Source organism: Lacunisphaera limnophila (assembly GCF_001746835.1).
GTDB lineage: Bacteria > Verrucomicrobiota > Verrucomicrobiia > Opitutales > Opitutaceae > Lacunisphaera > Lacunisphaera limnophila.
Map to the genome: position 1 here is coordinate 3473337 of NZ_CP016094.1, position 19785 is coordinate 3493121.

The following is a 19785-nucleotide window of genomic DNA, read 5'->3' on the forward strand; positions in this document are numbered from 1 at the left end:
TGAAAGGGTCGGTTAAACCGGCCCCGCTGGCAAAATCCAAGTACTAAAATTTGTTCAGCTGCGGGAAGTATTTCTTGTCGTCCGCCAGAGGGGGCGGCGGGGCCTTCCGGTCGGCCGGCGCGGCGGTCGGAACCGGTTGAAGCAAAGGGGCCGGGGCCGGGTTGGTGACCAGGTCCTGCAGCCCGACCGCAGGCCCAACCGGGGCGGTGAGCAGGGGTAAAGACCCCGCGGTGGGCCCCACGGGCGAGGCCGAGTCGGCCAGATAGGGATTGGGAGCGGCCGCCGGGCCGTTGGCGCGGCCGAGATCCGGCATCATCACCGCCCCCCTGACGCCGATCGGCGCCCCGGCGACAGCTGAGGGCGCCGGCAGGTTCGTGCCGGTGGCCTTACGGCTCATTTCGCCCAAGAGCTGATCCTTGACCGGCGAGGCGGCCATCCAGTCCTGCAGAAAGGGCGCAAAGGCATCGGGCCGGGGGGCGCGCTGCGCCTTGGTTTCGGCCGACTTCGCGTCGTCGGTCTTCTTCTGCTTGTCGTAAAGCTTCAGGAGGTAGGCCGGATCGGCGGGATCAATCTTCTCCTCACCGTCGCCCGGCTCCGTCTCCTTGATCTCCTCCCCGGGTAAAAGCGGCTTTTTGCCCTGATCGGCTTCGAGTTTCTGCACGCCATCGACCAGCCAGTTCTTCTGCGCGTTTTTCCGCTGCTCCTTCTCGCGCTCGAGCTTTTGCGGGGTGGGCCGGGTATAAGTCGGGACGGTTGTCGAGGGTGGCGCCTCCATCGTCGGCACGCCGGACTTGAGGCCGTCCTTGACGGACGGGGTTCCGGTGGTGCCGCGGCCCGGCTGCAGGTCGCGCAATTCCTTCTTCGCTCCGGAGAGCGGCGCGTCGGCCTCCGCCGCGACCGCGTGGGCGGCAGTCAGCAGCGCCAGCAGGGCAGCGACGGAGACGGCAGACTTCATCAGGTTTTGAAGAAGATGCCCTTGAGGTTCATCTCGAGGGCCGCCGGGTTCGGCGAGAAACGCAGGCCGTCGGCCTTGCTGATCTTGCCCTCCTTGATGAGGCGGTAGAGGTCCTTGTTGAAGGACTTCGAGCCCGAGTCGCTGCTGGATTCCAGCAGCTGCTGGATCTTGTCGTTGTGGCCGTCGAGGATGAGGTTTCGCACCGTGGCGTCCGCGATCAGGATCTCGTGGGCGGCGAAGCGGCCGCCACCCTCGATGGCTGGAATGAGCTTCTGGCAGATGAAGCCGCGCAGCGAGCCGGCGATCTGGCGGCGGGCCTGCGCGATCTGCTCGGGCGGGAAGAATTCAAAGAGTCGTGTGAGCGACTGCGCGACCGTGGCCGCGTGCATGGTCGAGAAGACCAAGTGACCCGTCTCGGCGGCCGAGATGGCCGTCTCGAAGGTCTCCTTGTCGCGCATTTCACCGATCAGGATGATGTCGGGATTCTGGCGCAGCACCGACTTGATCGCCAGTTCGAAGCTCGGCACGTCGAGGCCGATCTCGCGCTGCTGGAAGAGGGATTTCTCGTCGCTGAAGGTGTACTCGATCGGATCCTCGATGCTCACAATATGCTTGTCCATGTTGTGGTTGATCCAGTTCAGCATGGCGGCCATCGTGGAGCTCTTACCCGAGCCGGTGGCGCCGCAGACCAGCAGGATGCCGTCCTTGGCCTGGGCCATCTTGATCAGGGTCTCGGACTCGATCTTGAGTTCCTCAAAGGTCGGCGGACGGCTCTTGATATGACGGAAAACGATGCTCACGAGCCCGCGCTGGTGGAAGGCGTTCACGCGGAAGCGCCCGATATCGTCGGCCGCGTAGGCAAAGTCGACCTGGCCGTCATCTTCCCACTTCTGCCGGAAGACCCGGGGCACCTTCTCGTCCACGAAGGCCTGGGCGTGCTCGCAGCTGATCGGGTCCATCTCGACCGAGCGCAACCGGCCGCCCATGCGCAGGTAGCCCGGTTTCTCGGACTTGATGACGATGTCGCTGGCCCCGCTTTCGACGGCGAGTTTCAGCAGATCGTTAACAATTTCAGTGTGAAGTGTCGTGCTCATGGAATTTTATGCGTGAACCGCCCTTGAAGCTGTGCTTTGCCTACAGGCGATCCTTGCCTCGTTCAAGGTAACTTTCCCATGAATCGCACCCGCACCTTCACCGGTTCCTACACCGCCATTGTCACGCCCTTCCAGGGCGGCGCCGTCGCCTACGATGAGCTGAAGAAACTCGTGAATTTCCAGATCAAGGGCGGCATCAGCGGCCTGGTGCCCGTCGGCACCACCGGCGAGTCCCCGACCGTTTCGCACGAGGAACACCTGGATATCATCCGCTGCACGATCGAGACGGCCCGCGGGCGCGTCCCGGTTATCGCCGGCACGGGCTCCAACTCGACCCGCGAGGCGATCGACATGACCAAGGCGGCCGACGCGGCCGGGGCCGACGGCATGCTGCTCGTGGCCCCCTACTACAACCGGCCGACCCAGGAAGGTCTCTTCGCCCACTTTGCCGCCATCGCCGAGGTCACGGACAAGCCCATCATCCTCTACTCCATCCCGGGCCGCTGCGGCGTGGAGATCGGCCTCAAGGTGATCGAGCGCCTGCGCGCCAAGTACCCGCACGTCGCCCACATCAAGGAGGCCGGCGGCAGTGTCGACCGCGTCGACCAGATCATCTCCGCCCTCGGGTCCGACATGACCGTCCTGAGCGGCGACGACAGCCTCACCCTGCCCTTCATGGCCGTCGGCGCCAAGGGTGTCATCAGTGTCGCGAGCAACCTGTACCCCCGCGAGGTCAGCAAGCTGGTCGCCCTCGCCCTGGCCAATGACTACCCGAAGGCCCGCGCCCTGCACCGCCGGCTCTATCCGGTCTTCAAGGCCATCTTCGTCGAGTCCAACCCGGCGCCCATCAAGTTGGCCATGGCCCGCGCCGGCATCATCGGCTCCGAGGAAGTACGTCTGCCGCTTACGCCGCTGACCGCAGCCAGCCGCGAGGTTCTGCTCTCCGCCCTCCAGGGCTTCGCCCGCTGATCCCATGAGCCTCAAGATCCTCCTCAACGGGGCCAAGGGCCGCATGGGCCAGACCATCGCCTCGGTCGCGGGCTCCATGGACGCCACGATCACGGCCGCCATCGACGCCGGCGACAACGCCGCGGCGCACCTGGCCGGTTGCGACGTCATTATCGACTTCAGCGGCCACCAGGCGACGGGCCCCCTGCTGGAACTCGCCGTCGCCCACCACAAGCCGATCGTCATCGGCACCACCGGCCACGGCGCCGAGGAAAAGAAGCGGCTGCTGGCCCTCGCCGCCCAGGTGCCCTGCGTGTGGGCCGGTAATTTTTCCGTCGGGGTCAACCTCCTCTTCGCCCTGACCCGGCGCGCCACCGCCATCCTCGGCGCCGACTATGACACCGAGGTGATCGAGATGCACCACCGCTTCAAGAAGGACGCCCCCAGCGGCACCGCGGCCCGCCTGCTCGAGATCATCCTGGAGGAACGCAAGCTGACCGCGGCGGCCCTCAAGCACGGTCGTTCCGGCATCACGGGCGAGCGCTCGCCCAACGAGGTCGGCGTCCACGCCCTACGCGGCGGCGATGTCGTCGGCGATCACACCGTTTTGTTCGCCGCCCTCGGCGAGCGCGTCGAACTCACCCACAAGGCCTCCGACCGGGGCATCTTCGCCCGCGGGGCCGTCCGCGCCGCCCACTGGGTCGTCGGCCGTCCGGCTGGCGTGTACGACATGCAGGACGTGCTGGGTCTCTCATGATCACCAGCGTCTCCGGCATCCTCGTTTCCGCCACGCCGCTGAGTGCGGTCATTGAGACCGGAGGCTTGGGCTACGAGGTCCATATCCCGGTCACCACCGCCGAACGACTCCCCCAGCCCGGTCAGGCCGTGAAGGTTCACACCCTCGCCGTCTACCGCGAGGATTCGGCCACCCTCTACGGCTTCGCCACGATGGAGGAACGTGATTTTTTCCGGCTGCTGGTCGAGAAGGTCACCGGCGTGGGGCCCAAGATGGCGCTCAGCGTCATGAGCAAGCTCTCGCTCTCCACCCTGAAGTCCGCGATCGCCGCCGGCGACGTGGGGCTGCTCGCGAAGTGTCCGGGCATCGGCAAGAAGACGGCCGAGCGGCTGGTGATCGAGTTGCGGGACAAGCTCAACCCGGCAGACCTGGCCCAGATCGCGGGCCGTCCCGGCACCGGGGAATCTTCAGCGCCGGCCGGTGACAACCGCGTGAACGACGCCGTCCTCGCGCTGACCGCCCTCGGCTACAAGGCCGCCGACGCCGACAAGGCCGTTCGGCAGGCTTGGATCGCGCTGGGGGCTTCGGCCACGACCGAAGCCTTGATCAAGAAAGCCCTGGGCTGACCCCGCGCTTGATCGCCCGCAGGTCAGAATCTGAATCCCACGGGCGCCAAAGTTAGCGCTGGAACTGGAAGGCCGAGAATTCGGCCTGCTGCTGTTGCTGGGCCGACGAGGTCGGCGCCGGCTCGCTGCGGTAGACCCGCTGATCCTGGGCCGTGAACACGCGCTTGGTCTCGAAAAGGTCGTCGTTGAACAGCGGGCGGACCTGACCGGACTTGATGCTCTCGTTGGTGAAGGCGCGTTCCTCGTCCTGCTCGCGCAGGGCGGCCAGCATGGCGGTGTAGTCCGGGGTCACGGCCACGCTGTTGCGCAGGCTGACCAGGCCGGGCTCCGGGAGCGCGGCGACGGGCACAACCACGGGCTTAGCGGCGAGGACCACCGGAGCCGCCGGCTGCGTGACGGCCGCCAAGGCGGGTGCATCCGAGGCCGAGGGCGTCTGGCGGATAAAGACCAGGGTGAGGCAGGCCGCGGCGGCCAGGCCGCCGGCATAGTAGGCCCAGTTGGTCCGGCGGCGGCGGTTTTCGAAGAGTTCGACGACGCCCTTGGGGCCGGTCGTGGGCGCGGGCTGCTCGGCGGCCACGGTGCGGAAGCTTTCATAGACCGACTTGGTCGCCGAATGGATCTGGCAGTACTGGCGGTAAACGGCCTGGCGCTTGGGGTGCTGTTGGATCTCAGCCTCCAGCTGGGCGGTTTCTTCCGCCGTGATCTGGCGGTCGATGTAAAGATTCAGGAGTTCAATGAAGCGGCTGTCTTTCATGGCTGAAATTCCTCCCCGAGTTTTTCACGCAGGCTCTCGCGGGCCCGGGCGATGCGGCTTTTGACCGTGCCTACGCTGATACCGAGAATCTCGGCGATCTCCTCGTAGGCGAGATTCTGGACATTCCGCAGAATGAGAATCTCCCGGTGTTTTTCATTCAATTCTTCCATGCACTCGGCCACGCGGCCGACGAATTCCTGGGTGACGGTGGCGTCCTCCGGGGTTTCCTGTTCGGCGGGGATCAGGTCGGCGAGCGTCGAGTTGTTCTCATCCCCGAGCGGAGCGTCGAAGGAAACGGACTTGTCGCGCTTGCGGCGCCACCAGTACCAATACCGGTTGCGGGCCAGATTCGTGGCGATTTGATAGAGCCAAGTCGAGAACGCGGAGTCGCCACGAAAATTGACGAGCCCGCGGTGGGCGCGGATGAAGGCATCCTGGGTGACTTCCTCGGCATCCTGCTGGTTGCGCAGGAGCTGGTTGGTCATCGCGTAGATGCGGTCCCAGTAACGGGTTACCAATTGATCGAACGCGGAGTTGTCGCCGCTCTTAAAACGGTCCACCAACAGGCGGTCGAGGGCTACTTCTTGGGCCTTTGCAGTCATATGCTCAGGCTCGTTCTGATCCGGAAATTTAAGAATGGTTCCCACGAAAGTCGTTTGAGGAGGAGAAGGTTGCACCCGGAATGACGTGCCGGTCAAGCGGGGGTTGCAGTTACGCGCAGCATGCAATTAATTCTTGCCATGCGGCGGCAGGGAAAAACTATCTGCCAGCTTGGGTGGAGCCTGGGGTGATAGCTCAATGGTAGAGCAGTTGCCTTTTAAGCAATTGGTTCTGGGTTCGAATCCCAGTCGCCCCACCACCCCATCTGCCGCCGGTTGCTTCCCCACTCTTGGGTTGTAATCAGCCTCAGATCATGGAGAGTACCCTTTCTACTTTGCCTTAGGGCAAAACACCCACTTTGCCGCCTGTGACCCCCACTTCCACACCCAAGCGTATCATCATCGTCGAGGATCATACCGCCATCCGTGAGATGCTGGCGGAGATCCTCAAGGTGGATCCGGCCTACAAGATCGTGGGCGAAAGCGGCGAAGGTCTGCAGGCCTGCCAACTCTGTCTCGATCTGAAGCCCGACCTGATCGTCCTCGATGCCCGCCTGCCCGGCTTGAGCGGCGTGGACATCCTGCGCCGCATCAGCAAGCAGCTCAAGGCCACGCGGGTCATGGTTTTCTCCGCCTACGAGAGCCCGGCTCTGGTGCGCGAGATGCTCGAGGCCGGCGCCCACGGTTTCGTCGAGAAGACGGCCGGCCTCGGGGAATTCAAGAAAGGCCTGGAGACGATCGCCCATGGCGGCACCTATTTCGGCCCCGGCGTCGCGGCCCTGCTCCGGACGGTCGTAGCCAACAAGAATCCCGGTTCCGGCATCGAGACCTTGACCGACCGCGAGCGCGAGATCCTCAAGCTGGTCGCCGAGAGCTACAGCACCAAGGAAATCGCCCAAAAGCTCGGGATCAGCGTCAAGACCGTCGACAACCACCGCACCAACCTGATGCGCAAACTGGACTTGCACGACGTGGCCAGCTTGACCCGATATTCCCTCGAAATTGGCCTGATTGACCACCGGGCCCAAAGCTGAGGTCCGGGCCCGTTGCGCCGCAATTGTTTAGTTCTTGCGCGCCCCCAGTGATTCTCCAATAACCGCGTCTCACCTTTTAGCGTATCCAATGAAGCACTTTTCCAAAGCCCTCAGCCTCTCGCTGGCCGCCGTTGCGCTCCTTCTCAGCGCCTGCGCCAAGAAACCCGCCCGTCCGAACCCGTCGACCACCGCCATGGGTCCGGGCCTGAATGACGGCATCAATCCCGAGGCCATCGCGCTGCCCGGCGAGAACATCAACCTCGAGGGTCGCGACGGTAACTCCACCCTCGATGGCGCCAACCTCAGCGTGGTTGAGCCGATCTACTTCGCCCTCGACCGTTTCGCCGTCGCTCCCGCCGAGCGTCCGAAGCTGCAGAACGCCCTCAAGTGGCTCACCGAAAATCCCGGCAAGAATCTTGTCCTCATGGGCTATTGCGACTGGCGCGGCACTTCCGAGTACAATCTCGGTCTCGGCGAAAATCGCGCCAACTCCGTGAAGCGCTACCTGATCTCCCTCGGCGCCGATGCCACCCGCCTCGAGACCCTCTCCAAGGGTTCCACCGAAGCCAAGCAGGGCGGCAGCGAATCCGAATGGGCCAAGGACCGCCGCGTCGACTTCGTCGAGCTCAAGAAGAACTAAGCGTTCTCTCCCTTTAAATCGAAAGGCCGCGGAGCAATCCGCGGCCTTTTTGTTGGGCGAAATTGAAACAGGTGCGATGAGGTCTACTCCGCCTGCTCCTTGGTCACCGTGCCACCGGGTAGCTTGATCGTGTACGCGTGCTGACAGGGTGCCGCGTCCGGCCCCAAGTCGGGCAGCGTGACTTCCACGTCCCCACCCTGCACCGCGTACGCGAGTGCGCCGGGCAACCCGAGCATCGTCAGCTGGGCCCCCGCCGGCACGCTGACGCCGCGCAGCACCAGCTTCTTGCCCGGCCAGCCGACGCTGATCGCGTAGAGGGCGTCGGGCTTCTTCGTGAAAAAGACCTGCTTCACCGCCACGCCGTTGCGCGCCGCCTGCCCGACCTGATCGAGCAGGTGGTATTTGACCATGTACTCGCCGTACTCCTGCTTGGGCCGCGTGCCGGCGGTCCACTGCGCGGAGCGACCGGCAAAACGGGTGCCGTAGATCGCCTCGCCGTTCACCTTCAGCCAATCGCCCATCTCCAGCAGGCGCTGCTCCATGAGAGGCGGGATCGTGCCATCCGCCGCGGGCCCGATATCGAGCAGCAGGTTGCCACCCCGGCTGACGAGGTCGATGAGGACCAGGATCAATTCACGGGCGGACTTGTAGTCGTCGAAACGCTCGGCGCGGTTGAGTCCGTAGGAGTACGCCATGCCGCGACTCTCCTCCCAGGGATGCGAACCGTCCTGGAGGCCGGCGGCATACTCCGTGGTCCAATAGCCCCCGTGCTTGTGCCGCGTTTCCTTGCCCCACCGGTCGTTGACCACGACGTCGGCGCGGGAGGGGGACTCGTTGTAGAGCCACGCAAGCAACTGCTCGCTCTTCCAGGCCGACGAGGGCAGGTCCCACTCGCCGTCGCTGAAGATGATCGCGGGTTGGTAGCGCGTGACGACGTCCTTGAACTGCGGGATCATGTGTTCGTCGACGTAGCGGGCCCGGTCCTGCAGCCAGAGCGGGTTGAACCACTCGTAGAGCGAATAATAGAATCCGAACTTCATCCCGCGGGCGCGGGTCGCTGCCGCCAGTTCACCCATCAGGTCTCGCTTCGGGCCGATCTCGACAGCGTTCCACGGCCGGCCCCAGGTACGGCTGGCCTCGGCACTCGGCCACAAGGCGAACCCCTCATGGTGCTTCGAGGTGGGCACGACGTAGCGGATGCCGGCCCGGGCGAACACATCGGTCCACTGGCTGGCATTGAACAGCTCGGCCGTGAAGCGGGGGGCAAAATCCTTGTAGTCGAAATCCGCCCCGTAGTTTTTGGCGTGGAATTCGGCCCAGGGCGCATCCTTCGGATCCTTGCTCTTGATGCGCTGCCAGTACCACTCGGCGTATTCGCCCGGCTTGCCCCACGCGGGCACCGAGTAGACGCCCCAGTGGATGAACACGCCGAACTTGGCGTCGAGATACCACTCGGGCGTGGGCCGCTGGTCCAGCGAGGACCAGGTCGGCTCATAGCGGACCGGCTCGGCCGGGTACAAGGGGGGCACCACCAGCAGGACGAGGCCCAGCATCAGGCCGGCGCGGGGAGTTGAAGACATGGGGTATGGAGGTTGGGGTAACGTAACGCGATCCGGACAAAAAAACGAAACGCGGGCGCACCGGGGTGGATGCGCCCGCGGGAAAAATCACTTCGCCAGTTCGGTGAGCATGCGCTCCGACATCTCGATGCCCTTCTTCATGACCCCGAGGTGAAAACTCTCGTTGGGCGCGTGCAGGTTGTCCTCCGGCAGGAACAGGCCCGGCATGACGGCGTCGATGCCGAGCACTTCCTTCAGGTCGGCAATCAGGCCCACGCTGCCGCCTTCGCGCAGATACAAGGGCGGACGGCCCCAGACGGCCGTCACGGCCTTGTCGAGGGCCCGGAAGCCGCGGGCGAGCACCGGGGACTGGTCCTTCGGGGTGTTGGAGCGGTCGGGCGGAATCGCGACATACGGGGTCGCATGATGCTGCTCGGTGATGACCATCTTGAGCCCCTTCGGGCAACGGGCGCGCACCGCGTCGAAGATTTTGTTCTTCATCCCGTCGGGCGTCTGGTTGGGCACGAGCCGGCAGGTGATCTTCACCCGGGCCTTGCTCGGGATCACGGTCTTGGTCCCCTCCCCCTGGTAACCGCCGCTGAAGCCGTTGAACTCCAGGGTCGGCAGGAAGCGGATGGCCTCGAAGGGCGTGTAACCCGGCGGGGTGTGGAATTCCTTGATGCCGAGAAAGGCCGCATACTCGGACTCCTTCAGCCCCAGCGTGGCCAGCTGCTCGCGCTCCCAGGGCTGCGGCTCGATCACGTCATCGTAGAATCCGGGGATGTTCACGCGGCCGTCGGGGGTGTGCAGCGAGGCGCAGAATTCTGCGAGGCCCTGCAGGGGGTTCATCAGCACGCCGCCGTGCATGCCCGAGTGCAGGTCGGACTGCGGACCGGTGAGCTCCACCTCGAAGGCGAGCAGGCCGCGCAAGCCGACCGTCACGACCATCTGATCGGCGTTCGGGATGCCGGTGTCGGAGAGAAACACGAAATCGCCGCGCAGCTTCTCCTTGTTCGCCAGCAGGAAGGTCTTGAAGTTCTTGCTGCCGATCTCCTCCTCCCCCTCGACGACGAAGGTGATGCGCAGCGGGAGCGACGGGTTTTTCTCCAGGAGGCGCCCCACGGCGGCAATATGGACCATCAGGGGACCCTTGTTGTCGGCCGTGCCCCGCCCGTACATGCGCTCGCCCTTGATCGTGGGTTCGAACGGCGGGGTGTGCCACTTCTCCAAAGGATCGGGCGGCTGCACATCGTAATGACCGTAGATGATGACGTGCGGCCAGGCGGGATTGTCGCCGTGCTTGGCGACGATCACCGGATGCAGCGCCGTGGGCACCACCTCGACGGCGAAGCCGATTTCCTTGAGCAGGCCGGAGACCAGCTTCTGGGCACCGACCATGCCCTCCTTGAATTGCGGGTCGGCCGACACGCTCGCGTGCCGCACGTATTCCTTCAGTTTTTCAACGGGGTCAAACATGCCGCAATCTGACGCAACTTCCGCCGCGGCGCTAGCCGGAAGTGCACGGCGTCAGTACCGCGCCCGGGCTTTCTCGTAGAGGGGCAGCACCTCGGGCATCCATTTCTGCAGGGCGGCGATACGCTCGCCGTCCGGGGGATGCGTGGAAATCCACTTCCACGGCTGCTTGCCGTCCTTCGCCTTGGCCATCTTCTGCCAGAAGGTGATCGCGGCCCGCGGATCATAGCCCGCCTTGGCTGCATAACGCAGGCCGATGTAGTCGGCCTCGCTCTCGTTACCCCGGGAGAAGGCGAGCGTCGCGCCGGTGGCGGTCGCGCCGTACAGCACGCGGGCCAGATCCCGGTATTCGCTGTCCTTCGTGCCCAGTTCCACGCCGGCGCCTACCACCCCGGCCACCAGGCCTTGGGACATGCGCTCGGCCCCATGCCGGGCCGTCACATGGGCAATCTCGTGCCCGATCACCGTGGCCACCTCGTCGTCCGAGGAGGCCAGGGCGAGCAGACCGGTGTAGACGCCCACTTTGCCGCCGGGCAGGGCGAAGGCATTGACCGTCTTCGCCTCGTCAAAAACCACGAATTCCCACTGCGCCCCGGGCAGGGAGTTACCCACCGCCTCCGCGATCCGCGTGCCGATCCGGCGGACGCGGGCGTTCGCCTCGACGTCGGTGGACACCTTTTCCTTGGTGCGGATGTCGGCGAAGGCGGCGACGCCCATCTTCATTTCCTCGCCGGGCGACACGATCATGAGGGATTTCCGGCCGGTCTCCGGCACGGTGTAGCACCCGACCAGAACCAGCAAAACGGCCGCCAGCAGGGCGGGATAAAGGGACTTCATGGGTGAAACCATAGCCGCTTCGACCTCCCGGCCAAGGCAAAGTTCGCTTGGGCGGGTGAACGCCCTACGGCAGCGCGAGCACCCAGGCCGCGTTGGCGTGGAAGATGTCCGTCGCCGCCCCCGCCGCCTGCGCCTCTCCCAGGATTCCGGCCATTTCCGCCGCGGCCCCGGCCACCTTGGGGTAAAGCACCAACGGGTAATCCGAGCCGAAGAGTACCCGGCTGCTCGGTTCCCGGCGCCAGACATCCGTTCCGTAGAGCAAGGGCGAGGCCGCCGTGTCGAACCACAGGTTGGTGAGCGCCGCCGCTTCCTCCGACCACGCCAGGCCCCCACCCCAGTGCGCGAGAATGAAGGTCGTCTCGGGGAACTCTCGCGCCAGCGCCAGGAAATCAGTCAGCGGCGTCTCCACCCGCCCGGGATACGCCCGCGAGGCCGGATCGGTGACATGCAGGTTCACGGGGAGTTGCAACTCGCCCGCGAGCGTCAGGATCTTCCGCCAAATCGGATCGTGCAGCGGGACATGCTGCGAGTGCGGGGACAACTCCCCCAGCCCCACAAAGCCCGCCGCCTTGGCCCACCTGACCTCATCCAGCGCCGCCTCACCCGCGCCGGGATGCACGGAGGCAAAGGCGGAGAATCGCTTCGGGTACGCATCCAGGCACGCGGCATAGAACCGGTTGTGTTCGCGACAAGTCGCGTGGTTTTCCCAATACCACCCTTGCAGCACCGCCCGGGTGACGCCGGCCTCGTCCATGCGATCGAGCAACCGCTCCACCGAGGGAAACTCCTGCACGGGCCGGCCATCCTTGCGACGCCGAAGGCAGAGTTCCGCCCAGTGCGGCTCCTGCCGCGCTGCCGCCCAAGCAGCCGGATCACGGTTCAACTCCGGCGGGTACAGGTGCACATGGGCGTCAATGATGGCCACAAGCGATGCTTTCCCGTCGCGCCGCGCCGGGCAAGCCGGGAACGAAAACGCCGGACGCCATAGAGGTGGCGGACTAGCGCTTCAGCTCGCGGTCATCCGGCGGCGCAGTTGCAGGATGCCGTGCTTCGGGGCAAACACCAAGACGAGGACGAAGATCAGGGCCTGGATCAGCACGATGCAGGCGCCCGTCGAGGCGTTGAGGAAAAAGCTCACATACACGCCGCTGAGGCTGGAACCGACTGCCGCCGCCGTCGCGATCACCAGCATCCGATCGAAGCGATCGGTCAGCAGGTAGGCGATGCAGCCCGGGGTCACCAGCATGGCGATCACGAGGATGATACCGACCGCCTTCAACGACCCCACGATGGTCATCGCGAGCAGGGACAGCAGCAGATAGTACAGGAGCTTCGTCGGCAGGCCGATCGCCCGGGCCTGGGCCGGATCAAAGCAGAACAGCAACAAGTCGCGGCGCAGAGCTAGGACGATCGCAAGCGTGACTCCGGCTGCGATCAGCGTGTTGCGCAGGTCACCCGACTCGAGGCCGAGGATGTTGCCGAAGAGAATGTGATCCAGGTGCAGGTCGCTCTTGATCTTGGTGAAGAGCACCAGCCCAAGGGCGAAGAGCCCCGTGAAAACCACGCCCATCACCGTGTCCTCCTTCACCCGCGTGTTGGCCTTGATGTACCCGGTCGCCACCGCGCAAAAAAGCCCGGAAAGAAACGCTCCCACCGCCAACGGCAGTCCGATTGCGTAGGCGATGACAATCCCCGGCAGAACTGCATGGGAAATCGCGTCACCCATCAGCGACCAGCCCTTGAGCACGAGGTAACAGGACAACACCGCGCAGACTGCCCCGATGGCCGTCCCCACGATCATGGCATCCACCATGAAGCGATACTGGAAGGGCTCGAGCAACGTGTTCATGCTTTCGCTCCCCCACCCGTCACCCGCCGCCGCGATGCCCGCAGGCCGTGCTTGGGCGCAAAGATCAGCGCGATGACAAAGAGCAGGCTCTGCAGCGTGACGATGCAGCCACCCGTCGAGCCGTCGAAATAGTAACTCACATACGCCCCGAGCAGCGAGGTCCCCACCCCCATCCCGGTCGCCAGGCCGATCATCCGGCCGAACCGGTCGGTCAGCAGGTAGGCGGTCGCCCCCGGGGTCACCAACATCGCCACCACCAGACAGGCCCCCACCGTCTGCAGGGCCGCCACCGCCGTGGCCGAGAGCAGCGTAAGCAGCGTGTAGTGCAGCACCGTGACGTTCAGCCCCAGCGCCCGGGCCTGGTTGGGATCAAAGCAGAACAGCAACAGGTCACGCCACTTGAGGCCGAGCACGGCGAGCGTGACCGCGGAGATGATCACCACCTGCAGGATGTCCGGATCGGATATGCCCAGGATGTTGCCGAAGATGATCGTGCGCAGGTCCACGCTGCTCGGATTGAGCGAGATCAGAAAAAGGCCGAAGGCGAAGAATGCCGTGAACACTACGCCGATCACCGCATCCTCCCGCAGCCGCGTCTTGGTCTTCACGAACCCCATGCCCACTGCCGCCAACAGGCCGGTGCCGAAGGCGCCCGCCGCGAACGGCAGGCCGAGGGCATACGCGATTGCGACACCCGGTACGACCGAGTGCGAGAGGGCGTCCCCCATCAGCGACCAGCCCTTCAGGGTGATGAAACAAGACAGAAACGCGCACACCCCGCCGATCAGGCCGCTCACGAGGATGGCTTTCACCATGTACTCGTACTGCAGGGGCGTGAGGAGGTAATCGATCACTTGTCGTCCTCCTCCTCGGCCCGCTGCTCGATCACCTTCTCGTGGTCGGCCCGGCGGCTGTACTCCAAGTGACCGCCCTTGCCGAAGACCAGCGGACGCTCGTCGTCTGTGAGCAGCGTGACCGCTCGGCCGTCGTGCTTTTGAACTGTGGACTCGTCGAAGCGGAAGTGGCGCAGCACACCGCCGAAGGCAGCGGACAGGTTCGCCTCCGTAAAGACCTCCTCGGTGCGCCCCGCCGCCAGCACGGTGCGGTTGATGAGCACCACCTGGTCGCAAAATTCCGGCACGGTGCCGAGGTTGTGGGTCGAGACCAGCATGAGGTGTCCCTCACCCCGCAGCGTGCGGAGCAGCTCGATGATCGTGCTCTCGGTCTTCACATCCACGCCGGTGAAGGGTTCGTCCAGCAGGATCACGCGGCTGCGCTGGGCCAGGGCCCGCGCCAGGAACACGCGCTTCTTCTGTCCGCCGGAGAGTTCGCCAATCTGACGCTCCCGGAAATCCGCCATGCCCACCCGGACCAGCGCCTCCTCGGCCACGCGGCGGTCCTCGGCGCCGGGGCGCCGTAGGAAATTCATGTAGCCGTATCGCCCCATCATGACCACGTCCCACACGCTGACCGGAAAGGTCCAGTCGACCTCCTCGGATTGCGGCACATAGGCCACGAGGTTGGCCTTGAGGGCCGCCCGTACGCTCTGCCCGCCGATCAGAACCTCGCCTTGGACGGGGCGCACGAAGTCCATGATGGCCTTGAACAGGGTGGACTTGCCGCTGCCATTCACGCCGACCAGTCCGCAGATCGACCCGCCGACCAATCGGAAACTTGCGTCGCGCAGGGCCACCTGGCCGTTGGGATAACGGACGGTGACGGCGTTGACACTCAGTTCGATCGGACGGTCGGTGGCGGTCATGGTGCGGTGAAGCCCCGGACGATCGTCTGGGCGTTGTATTCCATCAGCTTCAAATAGGTCGGAGCCGGGCCCTCGGCGGTCGTGAGCGAGTCCACGTAGAGCACCCCGCCGTAGCGGATGCCCGTTTCCTTGGCGACCTGCCGGGCAGGCTTGTCACTGACCGTACTCTCGCTGAACAGGACGGGGATGCGGTGGGTCCGCACGCCATCGATGACTTTTTGCACCTGCTGCGGGGTCCCCTGCTGGTCGGCGTTCACCGCCCAAAGGAAGAGTTCCTTCATCCCGAAATTTCGGGCCAGGTAAGGAAAGGCGCCTTCGCTGGTCACGAGCCACCGCTGGGCTTCCGGGATCGGGGCGAGACTAGCACGCACGGTTTCCTCGATGGCGGAGAACTTCGCCGTGTAGGCGGCGGCATTGGCGTTGTAGGTGGCGGCATTCGCCGGATCCAGTTCCACGAGGGCGCGCCGGATGTTCTCGACGTAGATCGTGGCGTTGCGCGGCGACATCCAGGCGTGCGGGTTGGGTTTGCCGGTATACGGTCCCTCTTCGATGCCCAGCGGGGTGATACCCTCGGTCAGCACGACGCGGGGCACCCCCTTCAGATTACCGAAAAACTTCTCGAACCACCGTTCCAGGTTCAGTCCGTTCCACAGCACCAGGTCGGCCTTCTGGGCCTTCACGATGTCCCGCGGCGTCGGTTCGTAACCGTGGATCTCGGCGCCGGGCTTGGTGATGGATTCGACGATCGCGGCGTCCCCGGCGACGTTCTGCGCCATGTCCTGGATAATCGTGAACGTGGTCACGATGCGCTTCTTGTCGGCCGCCCAGGCGGAAGACACGAGGGCCGCGATAGCGAGGACGGCAGTCAACCGCCGGAGGAGCGTGCGTGGAGGCATGGTTTTAGAATCCGAAATTGAAGCGCAGCACGTGATTCCAGTCCGGGGCGCCGTCGGAGATGCCCTTGTAGACCGCCAGATCCCACCAGGTGTTCTCGGAAATCGCCAGGGTCACGCCGCCGCCCATGATCCCGGAGACCTTCGAGCCATCCGAGGCCTTGGCGAGGGCCGCCTCGCCGTAGATACCGATGGCGCTGGTCAACTCGCGGCTCAGTGAGCCTGAAAAGTAGAAGTTGAGGTCGTACCCGTCATCCGTGTTGTTCCGTAGAAAATCGACTTCGGCCATCACGTCGCAATGGAAGCCGGCTGCGAGGTTCGTGGTCCACGGCAGGATGATCCCGCCTTCCACCGCATCGTTGCCCACATTGCCGCTGTTCGTGGGCATCTTCACAAAGGGGATGATCGCCACCTGGGTGCCGGTGGCGGTGTCCTCATAGAACCGCCACTTCGTCCGCACGTAGACGTCACCGATGCCGCTGTCGCGGTCCGTGAGACCGCCGGAGTCGACCTTCTGGCTGATGAAGAGATCCGCCCCCACCTGCACGTCCCAGTTGTCGGTGAGCCCGGTGGTCAGAAAGGTCGAGGCCGCCCCAAGGGCCGTGTATTTGAACCCCGGCTCGCGGTCGAAGGTGAGGGACAAGGCGTCCATCTCGACCAGGAAACGGCCCGGCGCGACGGTGGAGGGATGCTCGGTGATCTGGCCGGACAAGGCCCCGGCCGCGAGCAGCAGCGCCAGGGAAACGAGGGCCGGTCGTAGAGGCTTATACATAATGTAGCCATGGCTACATTTCAGGCTCGACTTGTCAAGTGCCCTTCCACATCGGTGGTGCTCCGACCGTGAAAAAAGCTCCCCGCCCCGTCCGGAAACCCGTCCGCCCGTCCGCCCTGCAGGCCGAAAGCCTGCAGCAGACCCGCCGCGAGCACGCCTCGGAGACCGCCGAGGACTACGTCGAGGCGATCGCCGATCTCACCGCCACCTCGGGCGAGGCCCGGGTGGTTGACCTGGCGCGCCGGCTGGGTGTCACCCACGTCACGGTCAACCGCACCCTCGCCCGCCTCCACCGCGAGGGTTACGTGCGGGTCCAGCCCTACCGGGCCATTTTCCTCACCGATACCGGCCGCAAGCTGGCCGAGGAGTGCCACCACCGCCACGGCATCGTGGTGGCCTTCCTGTGTTCGCTGGGCATCCCCGAAAAGTCCGCCGAAATCGATGCCGAGGGGATCGAACATCACGTGAGCCCGGCCACCTTGGCGGCCTTCGCCCGGCACCTCAACCGGTAGCCGGTTCCCCGGGCTAGCCCGGATTGCGGGAGGGGCTGTCTGCCCCAACTCAGCCCGCAGGTCACCATCCTTCGAGGCCTAAAGCCCCGCCCCCACCTTCGCTCTTGTCACCCGTGCCACCGCCGGGCATCCCTCCGGCATGTCGCAGAATTTCGCGCGTTCCGTGTTCGCCATCACGCTCGTCTTCTTCGCGGCTTTTTTCTTCTGGCCGATCCTGCAGATCCTCAAGGGCGGGTTCATTGATGCCGACGGTCACCTCACCTTCGCTTACCTCGCCTCCCTGCTCACGGATCCGATCTACCTGGGCGGCCTGGCCAACTCCTTCCTGCTGGCCCTGACGACCACGTTCCTGGCCCTCTGCATCGCCCTGCCGCTGGCCTTCGTTTCCGACCGGTTTCTTTTCCCCCTCAAGGGCTTCCTCGGCTCCTTCATCCTCGTGCCGATGATCCTGCCGCCCTTCGTCGGGGCGATCGGCATCAAACAGATCCTCGGCCAGTACGGCGCCTTGAACGCCGTGATCATCAAGCTCGGCCTGCGCCCCGAGGGCTGGACCTTCGACTGGCTCGGGGCCAACCAGTTTCTGGGCATCGCCATCGTCACGGCCTTCAGCCTCTACCCCATCATCTACCTCAACGCGGTCGCCGCCCTGGCCAACATCGACCCCGCGATGGAGGAGGCGGCCGAAAACCTCGGATGCACCGGCTTCCGGAAATTCTTCAAGATCACCCTGCCCCTGATCAAGTCCGGCCTCTTCGCCGGCGGCACCATCGTCTTCATCTGGTCGTTCACCGACCTCGGCGTGCCGCTCATCTTTGACTACGCCCGCGTCACCTCGGTGCAGATTTTCTACGGCTTGAAGGATATCGGCGGCAACCCCTTCCCCTACGCCCTGGTCGCCGTCATGCTTTTCAGTTCCGTGGCCTTCTACGCCATCGGCAAGGGCCTGTTCGGCCGCGACAGCTACGCCATGATGGCCAAGGCCACCTCCTCCGGTGGGCCGCAATCGCTCCCCCCGGCCCGCGCCTGGTTCTGCACCGCCCTGTTCGCCGGCGTGACCTTCATCGCGATCCTGCCCCACCTCGGGGTCGTCCTCGTGGCCTTCTCCAACGACTGGTACGCCTCCGTCCTGCCGCGCAACCTCAACGTCGAGAACTTCCGCCTCGCCCTCGGTCACGACCTCACGGTCTCGGCCATCGCCAACAGCCTCAAGTACGCGAGCATCTCCACGGTCATCGACCTGATCATCGGCGTCCTGCTGGCCTACGTCATCGTGCGCTCCAAGGTCCGCGGCCGCCAGATCCTCGATTTTCTCGCCATGCTGCCCCTCGCCGTGCCGGGCCTGGTCCTCGCCTTCGGTTACCTCGCCATGAGCCAGGAGGGGAAATTCTTCTCCTTCATCAACCCGGTCGCCGACCCGACCATCCTGCTCATCATCGCCTACTCCATCCGCCGCCTGCCCTATGTCGTGCGCTCCGCCGCCGCCGGCTTCCAGCAAACGAGCGAGACCCTCGAGGAGGCCGCACAGAACCTTGGCTGCCCGCCCCTGAAGTCGGTCTTCAAGGTCACCCTGCCCCTCATCATGGCCAACCTCATCGCGGGCGGCCTGCTCGCGTTCTCCTTCGCCATGCTCGAGGTCTCCGACTCGCTCATCCTGGCGCAGAAGCAGGCGTTCTACCCGATCACCAAGGCCATCTACGAACTCTTCCAGCTCCTCGGCGACGGCAAGTTCATCGCCTCCGCCCTCGGGGTCTGGGCCATGGCATTCCTCGGCATCACCATCGCCGGCATGACCATTCTCCTCGGCAAGAAACTCGGCGCGATTTTCCGGGTTTAGCCTTGGCTAAACCCGCCGCGCCGTAGCCCACCGGGCGAAGGCGGGCCGCTTACCGCTTCCCACGCCCCATGCCCTACCTCATCGCCGTCTCCCTCCTCTGGGCCTTCTCCTTCGGCCTGATCAAGGGCCGGCTGGCCGGACTCGACAGCGCCTTCATTTCCGCCGTCCGCCTGGGGCTCGCCCTGCTGGTCTTCCTGCCCTTTCTGCGCTTCCGCGGTCTCACCAGTCGGCTGACCACCTCGCTGGTCGCCCTCGGGGCCGTGCAATTCGGCCTGATGTACCTGGCCTACAACGAGAGCTTCCGTCACCTGCAGGCCCATGAGGTGGCCCTGCTCACGCTCACCACGCCGGTCTTCGTCACCTTGATCGCCGACGCCTTGGATCGCACGCTGCGGGTCCGCGCCCTGGCCGCAGCCCTTCTGGCGGTCCTCGGCACCGGAGTCGTGGTCTTTCAGGGCCAGGACCTGCGCCCCACCCTGCTGGGCCTCGCCCTCGTCCAACTTTCCAACCTCGCCTTCGCCGCCGGCCAGGTCGGCTACAAGCGCCTGCGCGCCCGCCAGCCCGACCTGCGCGACCGGGATATCTTCGGGCTGCTCTACGCGGGCGGCTTCGCCCTCGCCCTCGCCGCCTGCTTTGCCCGCGGTGATATCTCGGTGGAACTGACCGGTTCCCACCTGCTGGTGCTCCTTTACCTCGGCGTCCTGGCCTCCGGCGTCGGTTTCTTCCTCTGGAATCTCGGGGCCACCCAGGTCGGCACCGGCGCCCTCGCCGTCATGAACAACGCCAAGATCCCGCTCGCGGTCGCCTGCTCCCTCCTCTTCTTCGGCGAGTACGCCGATCCCTCCCGCCTCGCCATCAGCCTCGTCCTGCTCTCCACCGCCGTGTGGTTCGCCGAGAAGCGCTGACGC

The 19785-nt window shown here is 65.1% G+C and carries 21 protein-coding genes and 1 tRNA gene; 9 read left to right on the forward strand and 13 right to left on the reverse strand.

The genetic code is table 11. The features are described 5' to 3' along the window. Positions 1 to 43: 43 nt before the first annotated feature. Both Verru16B_RS14500 and Verru16B_RS14505 read right to left on the reverse strand, forming a co-directional pair. Positions 44 to 955: a hypothetical protein gene (locus Verru16B_RS14500; RefSeq protein WP_069962950.1), complete on the reverse strand. Its 912-nt coding sequence runs from the start codon at positions 953 to 955 to the stop codon at positions 44 to 46. Further along, complete coding sequence (locus tag Verru16B_RS14505) at positions 955 to 2049, reverse strand: type IV pilus twitching motility protein PilT (protein WP_069962951.1); 1095 nt, start codon at positions 2047 to 2049, stop codon at positions 955 to 957. Before Verru16B_RS14505 ends, Verru16B_RS14500 begins: the two co-directional genes overlap by 1 nt. Positions 2050 to 2127: 78 nt before the next feature. Here Verru16B_RS14505 and dapA point away from each other — a divergent pair, with 78 nt between their 5' ends. The 3 genes from dapA to ruvA are packed head-to-tail and all read left to right on the forward strand — an operon-like array spanning position 2128 to position 4359. Continuing rightward, complete coding sequence (dapA, locus tag Verru16B_RS14510) at positions 2128 to 3018, forward strand: 4-hydroxy-tetrahydrodipicolinate synthase (RefSeq protein WP_069962952.1); 891 nt, start codon at positions 2128 to 2130, stop codon at positions 3016 to 3018. A 4-nt stretch (positions 3019 to 3022) separates the two neighbouring features. Further along, positions 3023 to 3754, forward strand: a complete 732-nt coding sequence (gene dapB, locus Verru16B_RS14515; RefSeq protein WP_069962953.1) for a 4-hydroxy-tetrahydrodipicolinate reductase — start codon at positions 3023 to 3025, stop codon at positions 3752 to 3754. Continuing rightward, positions 3751 to 4359, forward strand: coding sequence for a Holliday junction branch migration protein RuvA (ruvA, locus tag Verru16B_RS14520; RefSeq protein WP_069962954.1), 609 nt, complete (start codon positions 3751 to 3753; stop codon positions 4357 to 4359). Before dapB ends, ruvA begins: the two co-directional genes overlap by 4 nt. Before the next feature lie 52 nt (positions 4360 to 4411). Here the strand turns inward: ruvA and Verru16B_RS14525 are convergent, their stop codons facing one another. Both Verru16B_RS14525 and Verru16B_RS14530 read right to left on the reverse strand, forming a co-directional pair. Next, positions 4412 to 5113 (reverse strand): anti-sigma factor family protein, encoded by a 702-nt coding sequence (locus tag Verru16B_RS14525; RefSeq protein ID WP_069962955.1) that lies wholly within the window; start codon positions 5111 to 5113, stop codon positions 4412 to 4414. Beyond that, the gene (locus Verru16B_RS14530; RefSeq protein WP_083270374.1) at positions 5110 to 5715 is read right to left on the reverse strand and encodes a sigma-70 family RNA polymerase sigma factor; all 606 of its coding nucleotides are present in this window, start codon (positions 5713 to 5715) and stop codon (positions 5110 to 5112) included. The genes Verru16B_RS14525 and Verru16B_RS14530 overlap by 4 nt, the downstream gene beginning before the upstream one ends. A 182-nt stretch (positions 5716 to 5897) precedes the next feature. Here Verru16B_RS14530 and Verru16B_RS14535 point away from each other — a divergent pair. The 3 genes from Verru16B_RS14535 (at position 5898) to Verru16B_RS14545 (ending at position 7386) form a co-directional block, all read left to right on the forward strand. Next, positions 5898 to 5972, forward strand: a tRNA-Lys gene (locus tag Verru16B_RS14535). A gap of 108 nt (positions 5973 to 6080) precedes the next feature. After that, complete coding sequence (locus Verru16B_RS14540) at positions 6081 to 6746, forward strand: response regulator (RefSeq protein WP_237023427.1); 666 nt, start codon at positions 6081 to 6083, stop codon at positions 6744 to 6746. An 88-nt stretch (positions 6747 to 6834) separates the two neighbouring features. Continuing rightward, positions 6835 to 7386 (forward strand): OmpA family protein, encoded by a 552-nt coding sequence (locus tag Verru16B_RS14545; protein ID WP_069962957.1) that lies wholly within the window; start codon positions 6835 to 6837, stop codon positions 7384 to 7386. 83 nt (positions 7387 to 7469) lie between these two features. Here the strand turns inward: Verru16B_RS14545 and Verru16B_RS14550 are convergent, their stop codons facing one another. The 9 genes from Verru16B_RS14550 to Verru16B_RS14590 form a co-directional block, all read right to left on the reverse strand. Beyond that, the gene (locus tag Verru16B_RS14550; RefSeq protein WP_237023428.1) at positions 7470 to 8966 is read right to left on the reverse strand and encodes an alpha-L-fucosidase; all 1497 of its coding nucleotides are present in this window, start codon (positions 8964 to 8966) and stop codon (positions 7470 to 7472) included. An 87-nt stretch (positions 8967 to 9053) separates the two neighbouring features. Beyond that, positions 9054 to 10421, reverse strand: coding sequence for a M20/M25/M40 family metallo-hydrolase (locus Verru16B_RS14555; RefSeq protein WP_069962959.1), 1368 nt, complete (start codon positions 10419 to 10421; stop codon positions 9054 to 9056). A gap of 51 nt (positions 10422 to 10472) precedes the next feature. Then, entirely contained in the window at positions 10473 to 11255 is a 783-nt protein-coding gene (locus Verru16B_RS14560) for a M48 family metallopeptidase (protein WP_069962960.1), read from the reverse strand. A 64-nt stretch (positions 11256 to 11319) separates the two neighbouring features. Continuing rightward, positions 11320 to 12180 carry an amidohydrolase family protein gene (locus Verru16B_RS14565; protein ID WP_069962961.1) on the reverse strand — a complete coding sequence of 287 codons (861 nt, stop codon included), beginning with the start codon at positions 12178 to 12180 and terminating at the stop codon, positions 11320 to 11322. An 81-nt stretch (positions 12181 to 12261) separates the two neighbouring features. Further along, positions 12262 to 13104 carry a metal ABC transporter permease gene (locus Verru16B_RS14570; protein ID WP_069962962.1) on the reverse strand — a complete coding sequence of 281 codons (843 nt, stop codon included), beginning with the start codon at positions 13102 to 13104 and terminating at the stop codon, positions 12262 to 12264. After that, entirely contained in the window at positions 13101 to 13919 is an 819-nt protein-coding gene (locus Verru16B_RS14575) for a metal ABC transporter permease (RefSeq protein WP_083270536.1), read from the reverse strand. Before Verru16B_RS14575 ends, Verru16B_RS14570 begins: the two co-directional genes overlap by 4 nt. A gap of 35 nt (positions 13920 to 13954) precedes the next feature. Beyond that, positions 13955 to 14866 (reverse strand): ATP-binding cassette domain-containing protein, encoded by a 912-nt coding sequence (locus tag Verru16B_RS14580; protein ID WP_069962964.1) that lies wholly within the window; start codon positions 14864 to 14866, stop codon positions 13955 to 13957. Beyond that, positions 14863 to 15762, reverse strand: coding sequence for a metal ABC transporter substrate-binding protein (locus tag Verru16B_RS14585; RefSeq protein WP_069962965.1), 900 nt, complete (start codon positions 15760 to 15762; stop codon positions 14863 to 14865). The genes Verru16B_RS14580 and Verru16B_RS14585 overlap by 4 nt, the downstream gene beginning before the upstream one ends. A gap of 4 nt (positions 15763 to 15766) precedes the next feature. Continuing rightward, the gene (locus Verru16B_RS14590) at positions 15767 to 16531 is read right to left on the reverse strand and encodes a transporter (protein WP_069962966.1); all 765 of its coding nucleotides are present in this window, start codon (positions 16529 to 16531) and stop codon (positions 15767 to 15769) included. Positions 16532 to 16599: 68 nt separating this feature from the next. Between Verru16B_RS14590 and mntR the strand changes: the two genes are divergently transcribed. From mntR to Verru16B_RS14605, 3 genes are all read left to right on the forward strand, one after another. Next, a complete protein-coding gene (mntR, locus tag Verru16B_RS14595) occupies positions 16600 to 17043 on the forward strand; it encodes a manganese-binding transcriptional regulator MntR (protein WP_083270537.1) in 444 nt (147 codons plus the stop codon). Positions 17044 to 17182: 139 nt separating this feature from the next. Continuing rightward, entirely contained in the window at positions 17183 to 18877 is a 1695-nt protein-coding gene (locus tag Verru16B_RS14600) for an ABC transporter permease (protein WP_069962967.1), read from the forward strand. Positions 18878 to 18945: 68 nt separating this feature from the next. Beyond that, positions 18946 to 19782 carry an EamA family transporter gene (locus Verru16B_RS14605; protein ID WP_069962968.1) on the forward strand — a complete coding sequence of 279 codons (837 nt, stop codon included), beginning with the start codon at positions 18946 to 18948 and terminating at the stop codon, positions 19780 to 19782. Positions 19783 to 19785: the final 3 nt, after the last annotated feature.

What these genes read in the sequence shown, in the direction of transcription:
- Verru16B_RS14500 (WP_069962950.1), bottom strand. Translation starts at nt 955, where the DNA reads ATGAAGTCTGCCGTCTCCGTCGCTGCCCTGCTGGCGCTGCTGACTGCC.
- Verru16B_RS14505 (WP_069962951.1), bottom strand. Translation starts at nt 2,049, where the DNA reads ATGAGCACGACACTTCACACTGAAATTGTTAACGATCTGCTGAAACTC.
- dapA (WP_069962952.1), top strand. Translation starts at nt 2,128, where the DNA reads ATGAATCGCACCCGCACCTTCACCGGTTCCTACACCGCCATTGTCACG.
- dapB (WP_069962953.1), top strand. Translation starts at nt 3,023, where the DNA reads ATGAGCCTCAAGATCCTCCTCAACGGGGCCAAGGGCCGCATGGGCCAG.
- ruvA (WP_069962954.1), top strand. Translation starts at nt 3,751, where the DNA reads ATGATCACCAGCGTCTCCGGCATCCTCGTTTCCGCCACGCCGCTGAGT.
- Verru16B_RS14525 (WP_069962955.1), bottom strand. Translation starts at nt 5,113, where the DNA reads ATGAAAGACAGCCGCTTCATTGAACTCCTGAATCTTTACATCGACCGC.
- Verru16B_RS14530 (WP_083270374.1), bottom strand. Translation starts at nt 5,715, where the DNA reads ATGACTGCAAAGGCCCAAGAAGTAGCCCTCGACCGCCTGTTGGTGGAC.
- Verru16B_RS14545 (WP_069962957.1), top strand. Translation starts at nt 6,835, where the DNA reads ATGAAGCACTTTTCCAAAGCCCTCAGCCTCTCGCTGGCCGCCGTTGCG.
- Verru16B_RS14550 (WP_237023428.1), bottom strand. Translation starts at nt 8,966, where the DNA reads ATGTCTTCAACTCCCCGCGCCGGCCTGATGCTGGGCCTCGTCCTGCTG.
- Verru16B_RS14555 (WP_069962959.1), bottom strand. Translation starts at nt 10,421, where the DNA reads ATGTTTGACCCCGTTGAAAAACTGAAGGAATACGTGCGGCACGCGAGC.
- Verru16B_RS14560 (WP_069962960.1), bottom strand. Translation starts at nt 11,255, where the DNA reads ATGAAGTCCCTTTATCCCGCCCTGCTGGCGGCCGTTTTGCTGGTTCTG.
- Verru16B_RS14570 (WP_069962962.1), bottom strand. Translation starts at nt 13,104, where the DNA reads ATGAACACGTTGCTCGAGCCCTTCCAGTATCGCTTCATGGTGGATGCC.
- Verru16B_RS14575 (WP_083270536.1), bottom strand. Translation starts at nt 13,919, where the DNA reads ATGGTGAAAGCCATCCTCGTGAGCGGCCTGATCGGCGGGGTGTGCGCG.
- Verru16B_RS14580 (WP_069962964.1), bottom strand. Translation starts at nt 14,866, where the DNA reads ATGACCGCCACCGACCGTCCGATCGAACTGAGTGTCAACGCCGTCACC.
- Verru16B_RS14585 (WP_069962965.1), bottom strand. Translation starts at nt 15,762, where the DNA reads ATGCCTCCACGCACGCTCCTCCGGCGGTTGACTGCCGTCCTCGCTATC.
- Verru16B_RS14590 (WP_069962966.1), bottom strand. Translation starts at nt 16,531, where the DNA reads ATGTATAAGCCTCTACGACCGGCCCTCGTTTCCCTGGCGCTGCTGCTC.
- Verru16B_RS14600 (WP_069962967.1), top strand. Translation starts at nt 17,183, where the DNA reads ATGTCGCAGAATTTCGCGCGTTCCGTGTTCGCCATCACGCTCGTCTTC.
- Verru16B_RS14605 (WP_069962968.1), top strand. Translation starts at nt 18,946, where the DNA reads ATGCCCTACCTCATCGCCGTCTCCCTCCTCTGGGCCTTCTCCTTCGGC.